Source organism: Microbulbifer hainanensis, assembly GCF_014904735.1.
Classification (GTDB): domain Bacteria; phylum Pseudomonadota; class Gammaproteobacteria; order Pseudomonadales; family Cellvibrionaceae; genus Microbulbifer; species Microbulbifer hainanensis.
On the sequence record NZ_JACZCR010000004.1, the window covers coordinates 62,225 to 84,889 of the forward strand.

Below are 22,665 nucleotides of genomic sequence, written 5' to 3' on the forward strand. Positions count from 1 at the left end.
CAAGCACTTACGTGCTCGATTTGCGGCCCGGCCTTCCATGGCCGGGTTATCAGGCTGCTGAAAAAATACTGTTTCAACAGCCTGTTAAAGCCATTTTTTCCAGCGGAAAACCACGATTTGCAGTATTACCGCCAGTACCAGTAAACCGGAGAAAATCAAAAACGCCGATGGGTATTCCGCACCGGGAATGCCGCCCACATTCACCCCCAGGAGACCAGTGAGGAAGCCGAGGGGCAGAAAGATCGCCGCAACCACCGACAGGACGTACATACGGTTATTGAGCTGTTCCGAATTGCGGCTCAACAGCTCTTCCTGAGTGACAGCAGCGCGCTCTCGCACCGCGTCGATGTCCTCGATATGGCGGAGCAGGCGGTCGCTGACTTCGCGCAGCTGAATACGGCTCTGGTCGTCAAACCAGGTTACCTTCTCCACCAGCATACGTGCCAGAGCCTCGCGCTCCGGCGACAGGTAGCGGCGCAGGGTGATGGTCTGCTTGCGCAACTGCGCCAGCTCAGAACGCATGGCGGCGCTGCTCGCGCTCAGCACGCGGCCTTCCAGCTCGTCGGCCTTGTCTTCTAGCGCTTCGACGGTGTCGCTCATACGCCACACCAGCAGGTCCGTAAGCGCCACTACCAGAGCGGCAGCGCTATCCGGGCCCCGACCCGCCTGCAAACGCTCGCGCAGGTCGCTGACCGACAGCAGGCGCCGGCGGCGAGTGCTGACAATACGGTTTTCCTCGACCCACAGGCGAATCGAGACCATGTCTTCCGGGCTCGACTCCGGGTTGAGATTGACTCCCCGCAGCGCCAGTAGCAGGCCGTCGCCAATCGCGGTGGTTCGCGGCCGCGTTTCCTCGGTGAGCAGCGCCTCGACCACCAGGGGCTCCAGCCCGCTCTCCTCTCGCAACCAGTGTTGCACGGCGGCTTCACTGTAATCGAAATGCAGCCATAACAGGCCCTGCTGCGGCTGCCAGCTCAATACCTCGCCCCAGCTCAGGTCGCCGCCACCACCGCGACCGTCGAGCAGATAGGCGTGTATCAGTCCCGCTTCCATGGTTTCTCCATACCACCGCCAGGCGGCAGATTTCAGCGTTGCAGAATCAGCATCGCCCGGGCGGATTCTCCCGGTGCCAACTGCCAGCTGTTGGCGAAGGCGTTACCGTGTTCGACACAGACAAAACCGCGATAGTGCTCGCCGACATCGGCGAGGCTTGCGGCGAGTTCCGGGCCCGGATTCCAGGCAATCACGGTATGACAATTTTCGCTGCTCGTGCCAATCGGGTGCGACGTGGCAATGCGCTGGTGTGCCGGCGCATTTTCGTAGACGCGGTCAACCTCTCCGGGAAAAGTCAGCGGTCCCCGCTGTGTTGCGCGGGCCAGTCCACGGGTATTGTCGAGATACTCAGTGGCCTCGAGGCCGTGTACCTCGATTTCCTCAATATCTTCGACCGGGAAATAGGTATGCCAGGCCCAACTGTATTCTGTCGCGGCGTCACCACCGTTTTTCAGGTGCAGTTGCAATTGCAGCTCGGTACCGAGGCGCATGGTCACGGCACAGTCGAACGCCGCCGCGAACAGCGCATCGCCGCTGTGGCTGAAAGCAAAGTGCAGTTCCACCTCGCCACCGGGCAGCGCACGCGCGTGCTGCAGGCGCCAGGGTTGAGTGCGTGCCAGACCGTGTTTGGGCTTACCCGGATCGCGACGGTTGATGCCAAACCAGGGCAAACACAACGGGATTCCCCCGCGTACGGCCTGACCGGGAATAAAATGTGCCGCTGGGCTCAGCCACAGCAGCGGCTCCCGATCGGCGGCCTGGAATTCCAGCAGCTGCGCGCCCTGCTCCGCAATCACCGCCCTGCATAGCGGCGTTTCCACCAGCAGCAGGGGCAGCCCGGGCTTATCGTAGAGTGCACCGCTATCGGTGTGCTGGATCATTTCCGCAAGAAGTAAGTCGCTCATTCACCGGTTCTCCTTTTTGCTCAAATGGGCGAGTGCCCCGGCGTTCTGCTCCCAGTTCTGGCCATCGAAAGGCTCCACCACCACACCTGCCGGAATTTCATCGAGACAGCGTAGATTGATACTGTACCCGTCCGGATTCGAACGCGGTACATAAAACGATTTGACCCCGCAGTGGCGGCAGAAGTAATGCTTGGCCACACCGGTATTGAAGGTGTAGCAACTCAGGTCGCCCTCTCCGGCGAGCAGTTCAAAGTCGGCCGCAGGCACAATCAGGTGCTGAAAGCCCACCGCCCGGCACATTGAGCAATTACAGGCATGGGCGACCAGGGGGCCCTGCGCGGGGACCTCTATGCGCGCCCGGAAGCGGACGGCGCCGCAATGGCAACCACCCTGCACGCTCAGCGGTTCTTCATTCATCGATCTTTTCTCCCTCGGCAAACAGGGGCCGGCCGCACAGCAGCAGCAGGCTGCCCAGTGCCAGCATCAGGTGAAACCAGTTCATCCTCGCCAGGCCAAAACTGCGAGTTGCGCTGCTACCGACGACGAGGCCTGCAAATACAACCAGCGCAGCCCCGACTGCCAGCGCGACGGCCATTTTGCGCGACAAATACCGGCCGGCGATCAATTCGGCCAGCGCCACACCCAGCCACAGGAGCAGGCCCAGCGTCGACAACAGGCGGCCGGCACCCGCAGTGGCAAACTGCTCGTCGGCGCCGAGGGCAATACCGATAATCAGCACCAGGGTAACGTAGGCAGGAGCACGACTGGCATAGCCCATCGGCAAGCGCAATCGCGCCCAGAGCAGGGCAATCCCCACAGACAGGAAAGTCACATAGCCCGACAGGCGGGACAGTATCCGGTGCAGATCGGTGGTATGCGGATCGACGCCGTAGCGGTACGCACCTGCCAGGGCGGCAAAGGCGAGAAACACCATACCGGCAACGATCAACAACGCCGGTGACTGGCAGCGATCCCGCGCGATGTACCAGTATTGACTGGCGACCAGAAAGGCGGACAGTGCCAGCAGGACTTCAGCAAGCCAGAAATTGACCAACGTCCTTCTCCCGTCAATTATTTTTACGGGATTCTACCGGACAAGGGTGAAGAATGCTTACTACCACCGCAGAGAGCGCTGCACAAAAAAAAGCCCCGGCGAAGCCGGGGCAATGCGTCTTACTTTAGCGAGAACCCGTTATCCGGGCAATCCGGAAAGGATCAGAAATCCATACCTACGGACAGCTGCAGACGGCGTGGAGCGTAGTAGCGGGTCGGCTCACCAAATGTGGCAGAGTCAACGTAAGGGTCAATGCTATAGCCCGTCTGATTATTAAACACGTTGAATACATCTGCGCGGAACTTCAACATGTAATCCGCATAGACATTGAAGTTTTGCGTGTAGTTTAGATCCATCTGCCAATGGCTATCGCTGCGGCGGCTGCCGGCCTTTTCCGCATACCGAATGGTGCCGCTAGAGTAACCGTAAAGGGAGCCGTCCCAAGCCTCCCAAGGCTGACCGGACTGATAAACGAAGTAAGCACCGACATTGGCATTCCAGTCCAGGGTGTACTGGCCGAACAGTTTCAGCAGATGCGGCTTGTCACCGGACAGGGTGCCATCTTTGTTATCCCAGACCATGCGTCCCCGGCCATCCATCAGGTTCGAAGAACCGATGAAAATGTTCTGGTCGTTATTGGCCGTGGTGTTGTCCTGGTCGACATTACCGGTATAGCGGCTGCGGGTGTAGGAGGCGTTCAGGTATGTGCGCTCGCCCATCCAGGAAGCTTCCAGACTGAACTCGAGGTACTTGGTGTAACCCTCATCGACTTCGGCAATGACAAAAGAAGAGCCACTGCCGATTTGATCACGCATTTCGTCCAGGTTATCGATATAGAGACCCTTGGCGGCGATATCGTCGGGCACGCAGTAGGCATCGTTCTCGCCGTAACAGCCGTAAGTGCGCGCACCATTCCACACGTCTTCCCAGAAGTGGGAACTCTCACGGTAACGGATATGTGAGCGCAGGCTGATGCCGTTGTCGAAATCCTTGGTGGTACCAACGGTCAACTCATCGACACGACGCGGATCCAGATTGTCGGCAAACAGCTTACCGGAAGAGCCGGAGCGCGGTGAAGAGCTGATGTAGTTACCATTTTCGTCCCAGTAGACATCAAGTGTCGCCTGGCTGTTGCGATCCCAGGAGGCAGCACGGGCCAGGGAGCTCGCGGACGGATTGTACTGGGCGAAGCTGGCAAAGACTGTGTCTTCGCCGTTGTAGGCCCAGGTCACGCCGAGGCGCGGCTGAATCATGTCCTTCCAGTCGACCTTGTACATCTCGTACTTGTGTCCCGGCGCCTCTTCATAGCCCGACAGGGTGTTGGCCTCGCGCAGCCCCTGACCGTACAAGGTGTCCTGGCTGATCAGGAAGCCGATGTCGAAAATGAAATCACCCCAGGAGATGGAGTCGTTGATCTCAAAGTTCTGCGACTCGGTAAAGGAATTAATCGACGGCACCCGAGTACCATCGGCCTGTACCAGGCTCATCTGCTCAGTGTATCCCTGGAAATAGGCATTGTCTGGCGCGTCCGCATCGGCAGCGCCGTCGATCACTTGGATTGAACCCCAGCCGTTAGACAGTCTGGCCAACTCTTCCTGCCCCTCGGACCATTGGTATCCCACATGAATCTCATGCGATGTAGCGCCCAGCTCAAGGGAATGATCCAGAGCCATTTCGAAATTTTTGCGGTAAAAGTTTTGGAGATTGGACTGGTAATAACCACCAACGGCACCTCCGCCGTCTGGATTACCGTAGCCGTACTGGTCGATCAGCGGTGCCACGAAGTCGTTCCATGCGGGATCATCCGCTCGCAAGCTAGGCACGCTGAAGTAACCCATCTGATCCAAGTTAGCGATATCCAGGGACTGGCCGTAAGCAGGCTGTACTCCCAGCATGGTGTCCGGGACACCGGCGGTCTCCAGTGCATAGTCGCTGTACTGGAAGCTTACGGTAGTGGCGTCGTTGACAATCCAGCTACCATCGAGAGTCAGAATGTCTTGTCCTGACTCCTCGCCGACAGATACGGAATCATCTTCGTAGAATCCGATTGAGGCTCCCTGATTAACACGATCTGACGTGCGGTACGAAGCATTCAGCAGTACGTTATCGATCGGGGCATAAGTGAGCTTGCCATAGTATTCGTCACGCTCACTCGAGTAGTCCTTGGTCGGCCCGTAAGCGGTTTCCTTGTTGTCACGGCTTTCGCGGGGACCGTAGTAGGATCCATAGAAGAACAACTGGTCCTCGATGATCGGACCACCAACATTGGCGGTCATCCAGCTGTGGTCGGTTTCGGATTTGGTACCCGCGTCAGTAGCTTCACGCATATCGGCAGTCTGGAACTTGTATTCCACACTACCTTTGTATTCGTTGGTACCGGATTTGTTCTTGGTGTTAACCGTGATCCCGCCGGAGCGGTTGAAGCCGACAGCGCGCGCACCGCCACGCTCTACGGAAATCTGCTCCACGTCCTGACTGGACGGCTCCGCGGACAGGGTGCCAAACATCGGCAATGTTACGTTGACCCCGTCGAACTTGTAGACGTTGTCCTGACCACTACCACCAGCGCTGGGGCCCCGCACTGAGTTTTCGGTGTATTGGACACCTGGCGCAAGCTTGATGAGGTCTCTCAGATCTTGACCCACAGGCAGGCCCTTGATGACATCGGCACCGATCGCATCGGACAGGGAAGCATTGCCACCGACGGTGACGGCTTCACCGGTAACCGTGACTTCTTCCAACCCATCGGCGACTTGCGGGGTCAGGTTGACGTCGACCTTGGTCATCTGGTCGAGAAGAACTTCGGTTTTTACCTGGCGGACAGTGCCATCCTCGGCGGTGAATGTCAGGGTATAGACACCGGGAATCAGCATCGGCAGCTTGAAATCGCCGTCGTCATTGGTTACCACGGTACGCCCGCGGGGCATGACGTTACTGGTGGCCTTTACGGTAATACCCTCGGCTTCCACTCCTTTATCCAGAGAAACATGACCGGTAATACCACCGACCTGCTGCGCCAGAACGGATGCCGAAAACAAAGCGCCGGCTGCCACAGCCGCGACGCGCCCAAAGGTGGCGGTACCTCTTTGCCCCTCGACTGAACTACTCAGCTTTTTCTTCTTAAACATGAGAAAGTCTCCCAGACGGTTTTATATTTATCTTTCGGGCGCATACAGCTCCGCCCTCTGGTTCTCTGCCCTGCCGCGTGCTTCGATGGCTTTTCGTCAATATGCGGCGTGCCAGACACGCCATACCCCCGGGAGCCACTACCCCTTTCTGTGGCTCGGAAGCACCCAGACAAAATACTTTATCTTCCGAAGACAACGCTCGAGGAATATCTTATTCCGTGTTTGCATTTTGCTTAAAAAATTCCTGAATCGCGATACCCAAATCATAAAAACTTCAAAAAAAAATGCATCAAATGTAAAAAAGTCACGTATGACATAAAATTCCAGGAACTATTGGCGCCATATTCAACAAGCAAAGATAACTTAAAAATAAGAGCGTGGAATAAAGGAATAATTACCAGCGCACAATTCAACGGCAACATGATCGTCTGAGCGATGACAGCAACGCCTGGAAGGCAGTGCGCAACGCGATTGCGCAGCGCGCCCTATTTTGGTGGGACAAAAAAACCCCGGGGATTAGCCGGGGTTTTTCTGGCGCTTAGCGCCGCAAGACAAATCAGCGAATTGGGACTCAGCCCTCGCCGGATGCCTCGTCAGACTGCTCTGCCTGGTCCGCTTTCGCTTCCTTGATGGAGAGCTTGATACGGCCGCGCTGGTCCACGTCCAGAACTTTCACGAATACCTTCTGGCCTTCGCTCAGGTAGTCGGTGACCGCGTTGACGCGCTCTTCGGCAATCTGGGAAATGTGCACCAGGCCGTCCTTACCCGGCAGGAAGTTCACGAACGCCCCGAAGTCCACGATGCGCACCACGGTGCCTTCGTAGATAGCGCCGATCTCGGCTTCCGCGGTGATTTCCTCGATGCGGGTTACCGCCGCTTCCAGGCTCTCGCCGTCTTCACCGAACACTTTCACAGTGCCGTCGTCCTCGATATCGATGGACGCACCAGTATCTTCGGTGATGGAGCGGATGGTAGCGCCGCCCTTACCGATCACGTCGCGGATCTTGTCCGGATGGATCTTCAGGGTCGCGTAACGCGGTGCGTTTTCGTTGACGGTTTCACGGGAAGCACCGATGACCTTGTTCATTTCCGCCAGGATGTGCAGACGTGCGTGCAGCGCCTGCTCCAGGGCGGTTTCCATGATCTCTTCGGTAATACCTTCGATCTTGATATCCATCTGCAGCGCGGTCACACCAGAGGCGGTACCGGCTACTTTGAAGTCCATGTCGCCGAGGTGGTCTTCATCACCGAGGATATCGGTCAGAACCGCGTAGCCTTCGTCTTCCTTCACCAGACCCATGGCGATACCGGCAACCGGCGCCTTCAGCGGCACACCGGCGTCCATCAGCGCCAGGCTGGAACCACAGACAGAGGCCATGGAGCTGGAACCGTTGGATTCGGTAATTTCGGAAACCACACGCAGGGTGTACGGGAAGCTCTCCGGATCCGGCAGTACTGCGGCGATACCGCGGCGCGCCAGGCGGCCGTGGCCGATTTCGCGACGACCGGTAGCGCCTACACGACCCGCTTCGCCTACAGAGTAGGGAGGGAAGTTGTAGTGCAGCATGAAGTAGTCTTTGCGCTCGCCTTCGAGGGCATCGATGATCTGCGCATCGCGGGTCGCGCCGAGGGTGGAAACAACCAGCGCCTGGGTTTCACCGCGGGTGAACAGGGCGGAGCCGTGACCTTTCGGCAGCACGCCGACTTCTACGCTGATCGGGCGCACGGTCTTGGTGTCGCGACCGTCGATACGGGGCTCACCGCGAACCACGGCGCCGCGCACGATCTTCTTCTCCAGCTTGCCGAAGTAGCTCTTGACGGTACCTTCGTCCAGTTCTTCGGTAGCCAGGGCTTCAGCGGCTTCGTTGCGCAGCTCGCCCAGACGGGTGGTGCGCGCCTGCTTGTTTGTGATTTTGTAGGCCTCAGCCACTTTGGCACCGAACTGGCTTTCCAGCGCAGATTTCAGCTCTTCGTTGACCGCTTCCGGCTGCCAGTCCCAGATGGGCTTGCCAGCTTCGGCTTTCAGCTCTTCACAGACTTTAACAACGGCCTGCATTTCCTGGTGGGCGAACAGTACCGCACCCAGCATGATGTCTTCCGGTAGTTCTTTCGCTTCGGATTCCACCATCAGCACCGCGTCTTTGGTACCGGCAACGACCATGTCCAGCTCGGAGTTCTTCAGCGCGCTGTAGGTCGGGTTCAGCAGGTAGCCGTCTTCCTGGGTGTAGCCCACGCGCGCAGCGCCAATCGGGCCACCAAACGGAATGCCGGATACGGACAGTGCCGCGGAGGTGCCGATCATGCCGGCGATATCCGGATCTACATCTTTCTCGGCGGACAGAACGGTGATCATCACCTGAACTTCGTTCATGAAGCCCTTCGGGAAAAGCGGACGGATCGGGCGGTCGATCAGGCGGGAGGTGAGAGTTTCTTTCTCGGACGGGCGGCCTTCACGCTTGAAGAAGCCACCGGGAATTTTGCCGGCCGCATAGGCCTTTTCCTGGTAATGCACGGACAGCGGAAAGAAGCCCTGATCAGGCTTGGCTTCTTTGGCACCAACAACGGTACACAGCACCACGGTTTCGCCCATGGTTACCAGCGCTGCACCGGTAGCCTGGCGCGCAATGCGGCCGGTCTCGATGGTGACTTGCTGATTGCCGTACTGGAATGTTTTGCTTACTGGATTCACTAGTATTTTCCTATTTCCTTACCGGTCGCTGGCCCATTCCAACGACCCCTACAGGTTTCGCTGCAAGCGGGTTCCTACGAAATACAGAGGATTGACTTGCAGAGTGGTGCGGGAGCGCACCACCACCGGCCGGCGGCCGGTGCGAGCGCCAAATGACGACACTTAACTTCTCTGCCGGATTTGACGCAATCTTTTGAAAAGCGACGATGCACCACTTTTCAAGAAGCAGGTAAAAGAATGCCCGCCAGAGGCGGGCATTCCAGGGTCTTAGCGACGCAGGCCGAGCTTGGCGATCAGCTGTGCGTAACGGTTCAGATCCTTGCGCTTGAGGTAGTCCAGCAGCTTACGGCGCTGGTTTACCATGCGGATCAGGCCACGACGGGAGTGGTGATCCTGCTTGTGTGCAGAGAAGTGACCCTGCAGCTTGTTAATGTTGGCAGTCAGCAGGGCTACCTGGACTTCCGGAGAACCGGTATCGCCTTCAGATTGGCCGTGCTCTTTCAGGATGGCTGCTTTTTCAGTTGCAGTCAGTGCCATAACGAATTACCTCGTCGTAATATGCTTTGAAGATTCGGCTGGCCCGTGCATATTTACAGACCAGCTAGTCACTTTGCAGCTTCCGACCTCTATAGTCAGCCGCTGCTTACCAGGCGCCGCGGTGCCACGCACCCGTCGTCGGTAATCTCTCCTACGCCCAGAAAATCACCATTTTCCAGGAAGAGGCGCACCATATCACCTTCTGCACCGATACGGTAGACCTGCAAATCCATAACCGGCTGCCCCTGACGCACATAGTAACCAGAGTCATCCGGCAGTATCAGTTTCGGCAGTCCGGAGGCGGGAGCATCCACAGGCAACAGGTGGTGATCCAGCACTTCGGCGCGATCTTCCCCCCGTTCCTCAGCGAGTTCTTCCAGGGTAATGGCATCTTCTTCCACGAAGGGGCCCGCGGCACTGCGATGCAGCTGGTCGACATAGGCGCCCACGCCCAGTGCCTGCCCCAGATCCTCCGCCAGACTGCGTATATAGGTTCCCTTCGAGCAGTGAACTTCCACTTCCGCGCGCGGTTGCGCACCGGCGGTAAAGCTCAGCAGCTCAAACTCGAAGATCTCCACGGTGCGCGCCTCGCGCTCCACCTCCAGACCCTGCCGCGCCAGCTTGTACAGTGGCTGACCCTTGTGTTTCAGCGCCGAGTACATGGATGGCACCTGTTGGATGGTACCGCGGAACTGCGCCATCGCATCGCGCACTGCCCGCTCGGTAAGGCTAGAGGCGTCCCTGGTTTCCAGCACATCGCCGTCGGCATCGCCGCTGGCGGTGGTCATACCAAAGCAGAAAGTACTGCGATAGCGCTTGTCTGCATCCAACAGATACTGGGAAAACTTCGTCGCTTCGCCGAAACAGATCGGCAGTACACCGGTCGCAAGCGGATCCAGCGCACCGGTGTGGCCGGCGCGGTTGGCGAAGAACAGTCGTTTGGCTTTTTGCAGGGCGTCGTTGGCGGTGATACCAGCGGGCTTGTTCAGCAACAAGACCCCACTGACCGGCCGGCCCCATTTAGGTCTGCGGCCCATGGTTACTCTTTGTCGTCGTCGCCGTCGTCGCTTGCGTGGTGGGACTGGTCAGATTTGACAGCCTTGTCGATCAGGGCCGAGAGTTTCTGGCCACGGACCGATGTCTCGTCATAGCGGAATTGCAGGCGCGGCACACTGCGCATTTGGATTTCACGTGCCAGCTGGCTGCGCAGGAAGCCCGCCGCCTTGTTGAGCACGTCCATCGAAGCCTTGATCGCCGCCGGATCATCTTCGCCCACCAGGGTGACGAACACCTTGGCCGAGGTCAGATCGCGGGTGACTTCCACGTCATTGATATTGACCATCCCCAGACGTGGATCGCGCACTTCCTGCTGAATTAGCTGGGCCAGCTCGCGACGCATCGCATCAGCGACCCGGTCGGCGCGGTAGAATTCTCTTGCCATCTGTTACCTATTCCGAATGGCGATTGGCGGAGGCCCGCCGCCGCGACATGGTCGCGACGGCGAGGGTTGCCTTGAGTTTAGAGTTCGCGGGCTACCTTAACGATATCGTAAACCTCGATCTGGTCACCGGGCTTCACGTCGTTGTAGTCCTTCACACCGATACCACACTCCATACCGTTGCGCACTTCCTGCACATCGTCTTTGAAGCGGCGCAGGGATTCCAGTTCGCCCTGGTAGATCACCACGTTGTCGCGCAGGACGCGAATCGGCTTGTTACGGTGTACGATGCCCTCGGTGACCATACAGCCGGCGATGGCGCCGAACTTCGGTGAGCGGAACACATCCCGCACTTCGGCGATACCGATGATATCTTCGCGCAGCTCCGGCTCGAGCATGCCCGACAGCGCCTGCTTCACTTCGTCCAGCAGGTTGTAGATCACGCTGTAGTAGCGGATCTCGACACTCTCGGTTTCGGCCAGCTTGCGCGCGGCAACATCGGCACGGGTATTGAAACCGATCACGATGGCACCGGATGTCAGCGCCAGGTTGATATCGTTCTCGGCGATACCGCCGACACCACTGGACACAACATTGACAGACACTTCCTCGTTGCCGATCTCTGCCAGCGCGGACAGGATGGCTTCCAGGGAACCGCGCACGTCGGCCTTGATGACCACCGGCAGGACCTTCCTCTCGCCGGCTTCCATGTCCGCAAACATGTTTTCCAGCTTGGCCGCCTGCTGGCGCTGCATGCGTTCACGGCGCTCTTTGTCCGCGCGCTGCTCGGCCACTTCACGGGCTTTACGTTCATCGGCCACTACCAGGAACTCATCACCGGCATTGGGCGTGGTATCCAGACCCAGCAGCTCCACCGGCGTGGACGGTCCGGCCTCTTTCACGCTTTTGCCCAGTTCGTTGGTCATGGCGCGTACACGGCCGTAGCTCTGGCCAGCCAGCACGATATCACCGCGTTTCAGCTCGCCGTTTTGTACCAGCAGGGTAGCGACTACACCGCGGCCCTTTTCCAGGCGCGATTCGATCACCACACCAGTGGCCGGAACTCCGACCTTGGCTTTCAATTCCAGCATCTCGGCCTGCAGGGATACGGCTTCCAGCAGCTCGTCGATACCCTGACCGGTATGTGCAGATACCTCGATAAACTGGGTGTCGCCGCCCCAGTCTTCCGGGATGACGTCTTTGGCTGCCAGCTCGTTCTTGACCCGATCCGGATCCGCCCCTTCCTTGTCGCACTTGTTGATGGCGACAACCAGCGGTACGCCTGCCGCCTTGGCGTGCGCAACTGCTTCTTCGGTCTGCGGCATCACGCCGTCGTCTGCGGCCACCACCAGAATCACCACGTCGGTGGCCTGGGCGCCGCGAGCACGCATGGCAGTAAAGGCCGCGTGTCCCGGGGTATCCAGGAAGGCAATCTCGCCCTGGCTGGTTTTCACCCGGTAGGCACCGATGTGCTGGGTAATACCACCGGCTTCGCCGGAGGCCACTTTGGTTTTGCGGATATAGTCGAGCAGCGAGGTCTTGCCGTGGTCGACGTGACCCATCACGGTGACAACCGGCGCGCGCGGCGCCTCTTCACCTTCGACTTCCTGCGCCTGGGCAACCAGGGTGTCTTCCAGCTCGGTCTCGGAGCGGAACACCACGGCGTGGCCCATCTCCTCGACGATCAGCTGTGCTGTCTCACGATCGAGGCTCTGGTTGATGGTGACCATCTCGCCCATTTTCATCAGGCGCTTGATCAGTTCGCCGGCCTTGACGTTCATCTGCTTGGCCAGCTCGCCGACGGTAATAGTTTCACCTATCTGAACTTCGTACACCTGCTTTCCTGTGGGCTTCTTGAACCCGTGTGTGGGTTTGACCTTGAGGGTCGGTCGCGACAGGGAGCGCGTGCTGCGTTTTTCCGCTTCGTCGCTTTCGAATGCTTCCAGAGCCTGCTCGTAGAGCGCAGTCTTGCTGGACTTTTTCGGGCCAGCCTTGGCGCCGCGGCGACCGCGGCGCTTGCGCGGCTCATCTTCGTCTTTTTCCGGAGCCACGGTAGTGGTTGTTTCCAGCTTGCGGCGCAGGGAGGGCTTGACGGTTTCCGCCTTGGCCTGTTCAGTCTTTTCCTGCTCGACGCGCTGGCGCTCCGCTTCAACGCGAGCCTTCTTCTCTTCCAGCTCCTGGGCTTCCTGAGCGGCCTGCTGTTTGCGACGCTCCATAGCAGCGATACGCATCGCCTCGACGTCATCAACATAGCTGGAACGTACAGGCGCCGGCGCCGGCTCCGCAGCGGCCTCTTCCGCAGCAGGTGCAGCTTCGGGCACCGCTTCCTCAGCAGGCTTCTCCGCCGCTGCAGCGGCTTTCTCGGCCTCGGCAGCTTCCTGCGCCGCTTTGGCTTCCGCTTCAGCGCGCACGCGTTCCGCTTCCGCCTGCTCGGCACGGGCCTGTTCCAGCGCGGCCTGCTCGGCCAGTGCCTTGTCCAGCTCGGCCTGGGATTCCTGTTGCGCGGCTTCGGTCTCGAGCTCTTCCTGCGGGCGCTTCACATAAGTGCGCTTCTTGCGCACTTCCACGTTCACGGTTTTACGGCCGGTGCCAGAGCCGGTTTTCAGCGTGGTGGTGGTCTTGCGCTTCAGAGTAATCTTGCGCGGGCTCGCGCCCTGCTCCCCGTGACTGCTTTTCAGGAAGTTGAGCAGGACCTGTTTTTCCTCATCCGACACCACCGCATCCGCAGAGGTGTGAGGCAAACCCGCTTCTTTCATCTGCTTGAGCAGACGATCTTCGGTGGCACCAACCGATTTGGCGAGTTCGCTAACTGTTACTTCGGCCATTCTCTCTCCTAAAAGTCTTGGTCGGTGGAGCTAATCGTTATCTTTGGTGCGATTGCCCGTCCGGCCGCACCGGTATAGCCGGGCTGCGAAATTTTCGCGCCGCGGCCTGCAAAATGCGCTGTCAAACTGCGGGGCCGGACACTAAAGCCCAGCCCGCGCGGATCGGTTTACTGAGCCTGCTCGCCACTGTCGTCGGCGAACCAGGGTTCGCGCGCCTTCATAATCAGCGCGGCGGCGCGCTCCTGATCCACACCCTCGAGATCGAGCAGATCATCAACGGCCTGTTCGGCCAAGTCTTCCATGGTGGCGATGCCGCGGCTGGCCAGCAAATAGGCCAGGTGGCGGTCCATACCGTCCATCGTGAGCAGGTCTTCCTGCGGCTCGGAGGCGTCCAGCTGCTCTTCGGAAGCCAGCGCCTGAGTCAACAAGGCATCCTTGGCACGGGCGCGCAGCTCCTCGGCGATCTCTTCGTCGAAGCCTTCGATGCCCAGCATTTCCTCGATCGGCACATAGGCCACTTCCTCGAGGGTGGTGAAACCTTCTTCCACCAGCACGCCGGCGACATCTTCATCGATATCCAGGCGCGCCATGAATGTCTCCATGATGGTGCTGGATTCGGCTTCCTGCTTGCTGTTCCACTCATCAATGCTCATCACATTGATCTGCCACTGGGTCAGTTCGGATGCGAGACGCACGTTCTGACCGCTGCGGCCGATGGCCATGGCCAGGTTCTCTTCCGCCACTGCCACATCCATGGAACCGGCATCTTCGTCGACCACGATGGATTCGATTTCCGCCGGCGCCATGGCATTGATGACAAACTGAGCCGGGTTGTCGTCCCACAGCACGATATCCACGCGCTCGCCGGACAGTTCATTGGATACCGCCTGTACACGCGCACCGCGCATACCGACACAGGCACCGACCGGGTCGATCCGGCCGTCATTGGTGTTGACGGCGATTTTGGCGCGCAGGCCCGGATCTCGGGCAGCGCCCTTGATTTCAATCACCTGCTCGGCAATTTCCGGCACTTCAATGCGGAACAGCTCGATCAGCATTTCCGGGCAGGAGCGGCTCAGCATCAGCTGCGGGCCGCGGGCTTCCGGCTGGATCTCCAGCAGGATGGCGCGCACGCGGTCGCCCAGACGGAAAATCTCGCGGCCTACCAGCTGGTCGCGGGGCAGGCGCGCTTCGGCATTATTACCCAGGTCCACAGCGATGAAATCGCGCGTCACTTTTTTAACGGTCCCGCTGACCAGGTCACCGACGCGGTCGCGATATTCTTCAACAACCTTGGCGCGTTCGGCTTCGCGAACCTTCTGCACAATCACCTGTTTGGCGGTCTGCGCAGCGATACGACCGAACTCCACGTTTTCCACCTGCTCGCGGTAAACGTCACCGGCCTTCAGCTCGGGATCTTTCTCGTGTGCCTCTTCCAGGGTGAACTGGGTACCCAGCTCTGCCAGGGTGTCATCGTCAACCACTTCCCAGCTGCGGAAAGTTTCGTAGTCACCATTTCTGCGATCAATGATCACCTGGATGGTGGAATCCTCGTCGTAGCGCTTCTTAGTAGCGGTTGCCAGAGCCGCCTCGATTGCCTGGAAAATAATATCCTGGTCAACGCCCTTCTCGTTGGATACCGCCTCGGCTACCAGCAAGATCTCTTTATTCATGCAACTGCGCCTCTAAATAGCCTGCGTGCAGGCTCCTGCAAATTCACTTGGTAAATTGGGGAATTACATTTGCCTTTTCGATACTGTCGATCGGCAATAGATATTCATTTTCACTGTCGACTCGCAGAATCACCTCATCGCCCTCGACACCGGCCAGCAGGCCACGCCACTTGCGCTGGCCGTCCAGCGGCATGCGCAGGCGTACCTCGATCTGGGCACCGGCAAAACGCGCGTATTGGTCGAGTTTATACAGTGGGCGATCGAGCCCCGGAGAGGAAACTTCCAGGGTGTACTTGCTGCTGATGGGGTCTTCCACATCCAGCACAGCACTGGCCTGGCGACTGACTTTCTCACAGTCTTCCACGGTAATTCCGTCTTCGGAATCGATAAAGATACGCAGCAGCGCATTGCGGCCATGGGTCTGGTAATCGATACCCCACAGTTCACAGCCCAGCGACGCTACCACCGGGGCCAGAAGCTCTTCTAGCTGTTCGCGCTTACTCGCCATTGAATCTCCACTTTAACCGGCACCGGGCCGGTCGGCATTGCCTGAGCCTGCCTTACAGGTCGCGCGACAATCGCAACCTACATAAACAAAAAATGGGCCTGCGGCCCACTTCGAACAGATATCCACACGTTTTGCGCAGATACGAAAAAGCCCCTGACGGGGCTTTGACCGCACATCCACACAGCCAGTATGTGCAGATGCAAAATTTGGTAGCGGGGGCAGGATTTGAACCTACGACCTTCGGGTTATGAGCCCGACGAGCTACCAGGCTGCTCCACCCCGCAACAACTCTCCAAGAAACAGAGCCTGGTGCTCTCTGCTTCTCTGCAGTGGGTTACCCCAACCGCTCAAGAGGCTGCGCATTCTAGGGGCGCGGCCCCGGTGAGTCAAGTCACACTTGGCATATATTTTCGCGCCACCCCCGGGCGCTGCGCTTCACAGTATAGAGCAGCCCGGCGACACTCACTGCAACATTTTAATTGCGTGTGGCGCGTAGCCTCCCCCGCCTTTCCCCGGGCGAGCAGCCGCGCCCCCACAAATGGGCCACTCCTTCTCCCGCGCCGGCATAAACGCCATTAGGACCATTGAGGGCAATTGGCACTCATTATCAATAAAACCAATAGCAGGATTCATCTGGGGTGCCCCGGAGACGGCAATAAACGCGCCCTTTCACCAGCCTCACCAGCCCAGCGACACCTACCCCTTCAAGCATTGCCCGCCGTGGCGCCTCTCACACATCGCCTCTTGGTGGAGACCTCCTGACCTTATGCGTCGCCAGCCGGTTCTGCTGGCCGGACTGATACCCACCGCGATACCGCACACCCAACCACCACCGAAACTTCAGCACCACAGCGCAGTGACCCGCCCTGGCGCGGGGAGTATTCTTGTCACGAATCGACTACCGCAGGAGCCTTCGATGCACATCAATCACGTGCTGGTTCGCACCACGAACCTCACAGCAATGACCGCCTTCTGGACCGACGTCATCGGCCTGGAGCTGGGTGATCGTCCGCCCTTCCGCAGCCCCGGCGCCTGGCTTTACAGTAATGGCCAGCCGCTGATCCACATCATCGAAGTGGACCAGGTCAACGCCGACGGCAGCTTCGATCACGTGGCACTGGAAGGAGCCGACTACCAGGCGCTAACCTCTAGGCTTGAACAGCGCGGTGCAGACTTTCGCGAAACCAGCGTACCGGCCACCGGAGCTCGTCAGGTATTTGTCGCAGGGCCGGATCAACTGAAAGTGGAGCTGCTGTTCCCCAATCCGCAACACTGAACTCGCCAGCCATGGAGGCACGCGTGAAGGCAATCGGACTGTATAAAAACCTTCCCATCGATGATAAAAAGTCACTGATCGACGTTTATGTCGACCAACCGCAACCGCATGGCAGGGACCTGCTGGTTGCGGTAAGAGCCATTTCCGTCAACCCGGTGGACGCGCCCCCAAGGGCGGTGACACCCAGGCGGAATCCGTGCCGCGGATTCTCGGCTGGGATGCGGCCAGTGAAGTCATTGCCATCGGCGACAGCGTCGAACACTTTCAAGTCGGCGACCGCGTCTATTATGCCGGCGACATATCCCGGCCCGGCAGTTACTGTGAGTCTCAACTGGTAGACGAGCGCATTGTCGGCCAGATGCCGACCAGTCTCGATTTCACGTCCGCCGCCGCGCTCCCACTGACCGGGCTCACGGCCTGGGAGGCGCTCTTCGACCGCCTGGAAATCTCCCGCAACGGTGCCGACGCCGGCAAGACACTGTTAATCATCGGTGGCGCCGGCGGCGTGGGCTCCATTGCTATCCAACTGGCGCGCAGGCTGGCCGACCTCAAAGTCATCGCCTCCGCGTCGCGGACCAAATCCAGCGTCTGGATCAAGCAACTGGGCGCGCATCATGTGGTCAACCACCGCTACCCCCTGGACCGGGAACTGCGCGAGCACAGTTTCGACACGGTCGACTATATCCTCTGTCTGAACGACACCGACCAGCACTGGCCCGCCATGGCCGCCGCTATCGCCCCACAGGGAAAAATCTGCAGTATCGTCGACAACCGCGAACCACTGCCGCTCAACCTACTGAAGCCCAAGAGCGCGACTTTCGCATGGGAATTTATGTTCACGCGCCCCCTCTACCAGACCGCGGACATGATCCGGCAACAGCAGGCACTCAACGAAATCAGTGCACTGATAGATCGCGGCGAACTGAAAACCACCGTCAACCAGGTAATGGAACCGATCAATGCCGCCAACCTGCGCGAGGCGCACCGACAGATCGAGAGCGGCCATACCGTCGGCAAAATCGTATTGTCCGGCTGGGGATAAAAAAATTGGCAGAAGAATTTGGTCGCGGGAGCAGTATTTGAATCTGCGATCTTCGCCCGGCTATGCCGGCCAGGGGTAGAGAGCGAGTCCGACTTCGTCGGGCGTTTTACAGAAAACCACTGACGGAAGAAATTGGCAGCAGGGGGCAGGATTTGAACCTACGACCTTCGCCCGGCTGTGCCGGCCAGTGATAAAGAGGGAGCCCACTCGTCGGGCATCGACCTCTAAACCAATGACGGAAGAATTTGGTAGCGGGGGCAGGATTTGAACCTACGACCTTCGGGTTATGAGCCCGACGAGCTACCAGGCTGCTCCACCCCGCAACAACTCTGAGAAACGAAGCCTGGTTGCTCTTCGCTTCCCTGCGGTGGGTTGCCCCGACCGCTCAAGAGGCTGCGCACTTTAGAGATGCTGCCTCAGCGAGTCAAGTCACGTTTGGCATTTATTTTCACATTGTCCCGAGCTAACCCTCCGGCACCTCGCTGAGCATTATGGATGGAAGGGATAAAACTCCCTTTTTTGGTTTCCCACCTCGATACACGCCACTACATACGCAACGACGACCTCACCTAGCGCAAATAACCACCAAAAGACAATAAATGCAATTGATATAGATTCTCATTTACCTTAGTATCGCCAGCCATACGAAAGCACCCCCATGTCCGGCACCGTCCCGGATTCCTGTCCCGCACAGAATAAACGTATCAGGAGTTGCAGCATGCGCTATACAAAAACCACCCTGGCGCTGGCCATGTCTCTCGTTTCCTCTGCCGTCGTGGCCGCCGATCAGCGCATTGACGAGGAAGTTGTCGTAACCGCCAGCCGTACCGAAAAGCCGCTGAGCAGTATCCCCAATACCGTGACTTTGATTGATGAAGCGGAACTCGCGCAACAGATGGCTGCCACCAGTGACCTCTCCACCATTCTCGGCAACCTGATCCCGAGCTTCTCGCCCAGCCGCCAGAAGATGACCAGTTCCGGTGAGAGCCTGCGTGGCCGCAAGCCGCTGTACCTGATCGACGGCGTGCCGCAGTCCAACCCGCTGCGCAACGGCGGCCGCGACGGCCACACCATCGACCCGCTGATGCTGGAGCGAGTGGAAGTGATTCACGGAGCCAATGCTATCCACGGCATGGGCGCATCCGGCGGTATCATCAATCTGGTGACCCGCACCCCCAGTGAAGAATTCCAGCAGAGCCTGCGTGTGGAATCCGACCTGCAACCGAACGAGTTCGGTGATACCGTCGGCTATGGCGGCAGCTACAGCATCTCCGGCAAAGTGGACGCCGTGGATGTACTGGCGAGCGTGAGCTACCGCAACAACGGTATCAACTACGACGCCAGTGGTGACATCGTCGGTTTCGACAACACCCAGGGCGACACCATGGACAGCGACGCCGTCAACGCCTTCGTCAAGACCGGCTACAGCTGGGACAACCAGCGACTGCAGCTGACCGTCAATCACTACCTGATCGAGGGCAACAACAACTGGCTGAGTGTCGACGGTGATATCGATGCAGGCATTCCCACCACTGCCGTCGAGGCGGATGTACCGGGCAAATCCCCTTCCAATGAAGTTACCACCATCAACCTGCAGTACACCAACGAGGAAATCCTCGGGCAGAAACTGCGTGCACAGGTATTTTCCCAGGATTTCGCCGGCACCTACGGCGGCACGCCGAGCGGCACCTTCCAGGATCCGGCCTACGGGGAAGTGGTGTTCGACCAGTCACAGAACAACTCGGAAAAACGCGGCATGAAACTGACACTGATCAAGGATCAGATCGCCGGCATGCCGATCAGCCTCGCCTATGGTGTCGACCTGCTGGAGGATGAAACCTGGCAGCAGCTGATCCTCACCGGCCGCGCCTGGGTACCGCCCACGCAGTACAAGAACATCGCCCCCTACGCGCAGGCGGAGTTCACCGGTATCGATCGCCTCACGATCACTGCAGGCGTACGCCACGAAATTTCCGAACTCAAAGTCGACGATTTCACCACCCTCTACTCCTACAACGGTGGCCAGTTCGTCAAAGGCGGCAATCCGGAGTTCAACGAGACGCTCGGCAATATCGGCGCGACCTATACCGTCAATGACGCCTGGCGGGTCTATGCCAACTACTCCGAAGGCTTCTCCATGCCCGACGTCGGCCGGGTACTGCGTGGCATCAACCAGCCGGATCAGGATGTGGAAAGCTTCCTCGATCTGAAACCCATTCTGACCCAGAACGAGGAACTCGGCGTCGAGTACAGCGCGGAAAAATTTGCCGCCCAGCTGGCCTACTACACCTCAGATTCCGATTTCGGTCAGCGCCTGGCGCTGGGCAGTGACGGTATTTACAGCGTCAAGCGCGAGCAGACCGAAATTGACGGTGTAGAACTGCGCGGGCAGTGGTTTGCCACCGACAGCGACACCCTGGAAGTCCGCTACGCCTATACCAAGGGTCGCTACGATTCCGACGCCGACGGCAAGGTGGATACCGATCTGGATGGCCGCAACATTGCCCCAAACCGCTTCAACCTGAGCTGGGCGCGCAACTGGACCGATGCGTTCAGCACTCGTTTGCAGGCGAACTGGTTACTGGACCGCGATTTTGTGAACAGCGCCGGCGAAGTGACCACGGAATTCGACGGTTACACCATCATCGACGCCAGTGCACAACTGAAGGCCCTCGGCGGCGAATTCGCACTGGGACTCCAGAACCTGACCAACGAGGACTACTTCACTTACTATTCCCAGACTGCGGGCAACGACACCCGCAACTTCAAGGGATTGGGCCGCAACGTGAACCTGTCTTACTCGAAGGTTTTCTAATCCGTGCGACGCAGTCTTTTCATCCTGCACAAGTACGCGGGCCTAACTCTAGGCCTGCTACTTTCGCTGATCGGAATCACCGGCAGCCTGCTGGTGTTCGATCATGCGCTGGATGAAAAGCTCGCGCCGGAAACTGTCACCTTCAACCCTTCCGAACGCCCGGCCACCTACTCGGAAATCTTTGCCGCGGCGCAGGCAGCGGTGCCGGGTAACCCGGAGCCCACCCGACTGATGACACCACGCCAGCCCGGCAGTCCCTTTGTGGTGCGCTTTCCCAAACCCGAAAGTGCGCCAGGCCCCATCGAAGTCAGCGTCTCCCCGACCGATGCGGAAGTACTGGCGGTGCGCGGCTGGGGCACAACCGGCTACGCCATGACCTGGATCTACCGCCTGCACTACACGCTGCTGGCGGGCAATACCGGCAAAACCCTGGTGGGCTTGATGGGACTACTGCTGATGCTCTTTTGCATCACCGGTGCCCTACTCTGGTGGCCGAAAAACAGCAGAAGTCGCAAAAAACGCTGGCGGCGCGCATTTACGATTTCCCGCAGCGGCAATCGCTTTCGATTTTATTTCGATGTGCACAAGGTTTTCGGGATTTATTTTCTGCCGCTGCTGCTGATGTCCAGTATCTCCGGCGTCACCCTGGTATTTCCCCAGCAAGTGCGCGCCATCGTAGGCACATTCCTTACAACTGCACCGCTGGCAGCCCTGCCGGGCTCTCACGCAGACCACGGAAAAAGAATCTCGCCCGATCAGGCGGTGACCTTTGGGCAGACGGTCTTTCCCGGAGGCGCGTTAAAACGTATTTACCTGCCCACAAACGCCGCCGACAGCTACGGCATTACTTTTCGCGCTGCAGGGGAGGCCTGGACCAATTACGGCGCCAGTTTTGTGCGTCTGGATCAGTATTCCGGGGAAATCCTGCTGACACAAAACGTCACCGAGATTCCGCTTGGTAACAAGATCCTGCGTTGGCAATTTCCCCTGCATAACGGCGACGCCCTGGGCATAACCGGACGCTGGCTGATCCTGATCACCGGACTGATACCGGGGCTGCTGTTCGCTACCGGCAGTTACCTGTGGTGGAAGAAACGTCAGCTGGCAAGGACACCACAGCGAACAGAGCGTGCCGGCGCGACCACCATCGTATCGAGCTGATCGCACGGAGCACAGTGTGAGGAAGCACGTGTTTGTCCCCGTCGGCAATCCACTGTGACGCTATCACCCGCCTCAGGCAGATTTCACCGGGCACTATGCGCTTATCCGCCCCCCTGCATCCAGTGACCTGCACTTACAGCCTCTACACTTACTCGTTCGCAAAAGTGATCACACCAGATCACTGAGCTGGATAAATTTGGCGTATCCCAGTAGCGTTAACATAATCAAGGAACAGGCGAGTGTAAGGATGACCCCGTGAAAAATATCCTCGTGATTCTCGACAAGCCCAAACACGAACAAATTGCCCTGCAGCGCGCATTGGAGCTGGCTACGGCAACCGGCGCACATCTGCACCTGGTCAGCTTTGCCTACGAGCCCCAGGTTACTCTGCCCGGTGTTCACGATACGCCTGACGATCTGGTGAAAACGATGATAAGCGGGCGCGAACAATGGCTAGAGGCGCTGTGCAAACAGCATCGGCTGCCCGCGAACACAGTAACCGAAGCCGTCTGGCACTACAGTATTGCCAACTGGACAATCGAGAGAGTGGTTCAGGAATGT

At 58.7% G+C, this 22,665-nt stretch carries 16 protein-coding genes, 2 tRNA genes and 1 pseudogene; 5 read left to right on the forward strand and 14 right to left on the reverse strand.

Going from position 1 to position 22,665, the window contains the following annotated elements; translation table 11 throughout:
• Positions 1-84 precede the first annotated feature (84 nt).
• The 13 genes from zntB to IG168_RS02185 form a co-directional block, all read right to left on the reverse strand.
• A complete protein-coding gene (gene zntB / locus IG168_RS02125; protein WP_193161501.1) occupies positions 85-1,053 on the reverse strand; it encodes a zinc transporter ZntB in 969 nt (322 codons plus the stop codon).
• 32 nt (positions 1,054-1,085) lie between these two features.
• Positions 1,086-1,958, reverse strand: coding sequence for a D-hexose-6-phosphate mutarotase (locus tag IG168_RS02130; RefSeq protein ID WP_193161502.1), 873 nt, complete (start codon positions 1,956-1,958; stop codon positions 1,086-1,088).
• A complete protein-coding gene (locus tag IG168_RS02135; RefSeq protein ID WP_193161503.1) occupies positions 1,959-2,375 on the reverse strand; it encodes a GFA family protein in 417 nt (138 codons plus the stop codon). It lies immediately after the preceding gene.
• Positions 2,368-3,012, reverse strand: coding sequence for a hypothetical protein (locus IG168_RS02140; RefSeq protein WP_193161504.1), 645 nt, complete (start codon positions 3,010-3,012; stop codon positions 2,368-2,370). Before IG168_RS02140 ends, IG168_RS02135 begins: the two co-directional genes overlap by 8 nt.
• A gap of 161 nt (positions 3,013-3,173) precedes the next feature.
• Positions 3,174-6,140 (reverse strand): carboxypeptidase regulatory-like domain-containing protein, encoded by a 2,967-nt coding sequence (locus tag IG168_RS02145; RefSeq protein ID WP_193161505.1) that lies wholly within the window; start codon positions 6,138-6,140, stop codon positions 3,174-3,176.
• A 571-nt stretch (positions 6,141-6,711) separates the two neighbouring features.
• Positions 6,712-8,829: a polyribonucleotide nucleotidyltransferase gene (gene pnp, locus IG168_RS02150; protein ID WP_193161506.1), complete on the reverse strand. Its 2,118-nt coding sequence runs from the start codon at positions 8,827-8,829 to the stop codon at positions 6,712-6,714.
• Between the two features lie 267 nt (positions 8,830-9,096).
• Positions 9,097-9,366, reverse strand: a complete 270-nt coding sequence (rpsO, locus tag IG168_RS02155) for a 30S ribosomal protein S15 (protein ID WP_193161507.1) — start codon at positions 9,364-9,366, stop codon at positions 9,097-9,099.
• A gap of 95 nt (positions 9,367-9,461) precedes the next feature.
• Complete coding sequence (gene truB / locus IG168_RS02160; protein ID WP_193161508.1) at positions 9,462-10,403, reverse strand: tRNA pseudouridine(55) synthase TruB; 942 nt, start codon at positions 10,401-10,403, stop codon at positions 9,462-9,464.
• Between the two features lie 2 nt (positions 10,404-10,405).
• A complete protein-coding gene (gene rbfA, locus IG168_RS02165) occupies positions 10,406-10,807 on the reverse strand; it encodes a 30S ribosome-binding factor RbfA (RefSeq protein WP_193161509.1) in 402 nt (133 codons plus the stop codon).
• A 77-nt stretch (positions 10,808-10,884) separates the two neighbouring features.
• The gene (infB, locus tag IG168_RS02170) at positions 10,885-13,629 is read right to left on the reverse strand and encodes a translation initiation factor IF-2 (RefSeq protein WP_193161510.1); all 2,745 of its coding nucleotides are present in this window, start codon (positions 13,627-13,629) and stop codon (positions 10,885-10,887) included.
• A 167-nt stretch (positions 13,630-13,796) separates the two neighbouring features.
• Complete coding sequence (nusA, locus tag IG168_RS02175) at positions 13,797-15,302, reverse strand: transcription termination factor NusA (protein WP_193161511.1); 1,506 nt, start codon at positions 15,300-15,302, stop codon at positions 13,797-13,799.
• Positions 15,303-15,345: 43 nt separating this feature from the next.
• Positions 15,346-15,810 carry a ribosome maturation factor RimP gene (rimP, locus tag IG168_RS02180; RefSeq protein ID WP_193161512.1) on the reverse strand — a complete coding sequence of 155 codons (465 nt, stop codon included), beginning with the start codon at positions 15,808-15,810 and terminating at the stop codon, positions 15,346-15,348.
• Between the two features lie 207 nt (positions 15,811-16,017).
• Positions 16,018-16,094 (reverse strand) — tRNA-Met (locus IG168_RS02185).
• 632 nt (positions 16,095-16,726) lie between these two features.
• Between IG168_RS02185 and IG168_RS02190 the strand changes: the two genes are divergently transcribed.
• On the forward strand, positions 16,727-17,086 hold the full coding sequence (locus IG168_RS02190) for a VOC family protein (RefSeq protein WP_193161513.1): 360 nt from the start codon (positions 16,727-16,729) through the stop codon (positions 17,084-17,086).
• Positions 17,087-17,282: 196 nt separating this feature from the next.
• Positions 17,283-18,128 carry a zinc-binding alcohol dehydrogenase family protein gene (locus IG168_RS02195; protein ID WP_319024640.1) on the forward strand — a complete coding sequence of 282 codons (846 nt, stop codon included), beginning with the start codon at positions 17,283-17,285 and terminating at the stop codon, positions 18,126-18,128.
• 246 nt (positions 18,129-18,374) lie between these two features.
• Here IG168_RS02195 and IG168_RS02200 read toward each other — a convergent pair.
• A tRNA-Met gene (locus IG168_RS02200) sits at positions 18,375-18,451 on the reverse strand.
• Between the two features lie 395 nt (positions 18,452-18,846).
• Between IG168_RS02200 and IG168_RS02205 the strand changes: the two genes are divergently transcribed.
• The 3 genes and pseudogenes from IG168_RS02205 to IG168_RS20950 form a co-directional block, all read left to right on the forward strand.
• On the forward strand, positions 18,847-20,943 hold the full coding sequence (locus IG168_RS02205) for a TonB-dependent receptor (protein WP_193161514.1): 2,097 nt from the start codon (positions 18,847-18,849) through the stop codon (positions 20,941-20,943).
• Between the two features lie 3 nt (positions 20,944-20,946).
• On the forward strand, positions 20,947-22,104 hold the full coding sequence (locus IG168_RS02210; RefSeq protein WP_193161515.1) for a PepSY-associated TM helix domain-containing protein: 1,158 nt from the start codon (positions 20,947-20,949) through the stop codon (positions 22,102-22,104).
• A gap of 255 nt (positions 22,105-22,359) precedes the next feature.
• Positions 22,360-22,629: pseudogene (locus IG168_RS20950) on the forward strand (universal stress protein); the annotation flags it as partial.
• Positions 22,630-22,665: the final 36 nt, after the last annotated feature.

Coding starts and splice junctions, on each gene's coding strand:
- zntB (WP_193161501.1), bottom strand. CDS start 1,053: ATGGAAGCGGGACTGATACACGCCTATCTGCTCGACGGTCGCGGTGGT.
- IG168_RS02130 (WP_193161502.1), bottom strand. CDS start 1,958: ATGAGCGACTTACTTCTTGCGGAAATGATCCAGCACACCGATAGCGGT.
- IG168_RS02135 (WP_193161503.1), bottom strand. CDS start 2,375: ATGAATGAAGAACCGCTGAGCGTGCAGGGTGGTTGCCATTGCGGCGCC.
- IG168_RS02145 (WP_193161505.1), bottom strand. CDS start 6,140: ATGTTTAAGAAGAAAAAGCTGAGTAGTTCAGTCGAGGGGCAAAGAGGT.
- rpsO (WP_193161507.1), bottom strand. CDS start 9,366: ATGGCACTGACTGCAACTGAAAAAGCAGCCATCCTGAAAGAGCACGGC.
- truB (WP_193161508.1), bottom strand. CDS start 10,403: ATGGGCCGCAGACCTAAATGGGGCCGGCCGGTCAGTGGGGTCTTGTTG.
- rbfA (WP_193161509.1), bottom strand. CDS start 10,807: ATGGCAAGAGAATTCTACCGCGCCGACCGGGTCGCTGATGCGATGCGT.
- infB (WP_193161510.1), bottom strand. CDS start 13,629: ATGGCCGAAGTAACAGTTAGCGAACTCGCCAAATCGGTTGGTGCCACC.
- nusA (WP_193161511.1), bottom strand. CDS start 15,302: ATGAATAAAGAGATCTTGCTGGTAGCCGAGGCGGTATCCAACGAGAAG.
- rimP (WP_193161512.1), bottom strand. CDS start 15,810: ATGGCGAGTAAGCGCGAACAGCTAGAAGAGCTTCTGGCCCCGGTGGTA.
- IG168_RS02190 (WP_193161513.1), top strand. CDS start 16,727: ATGCACATCAATCACGTGCTGGTTCGCACCACGAACCTCACAGCAATG.
- IG168_RS02205 (WP_193161514.1), top strand. CDS start 18,847: ATGCGCTATACAAAAACCACCCTGGCGCTGGCCATGTCTCTCGTTTCC.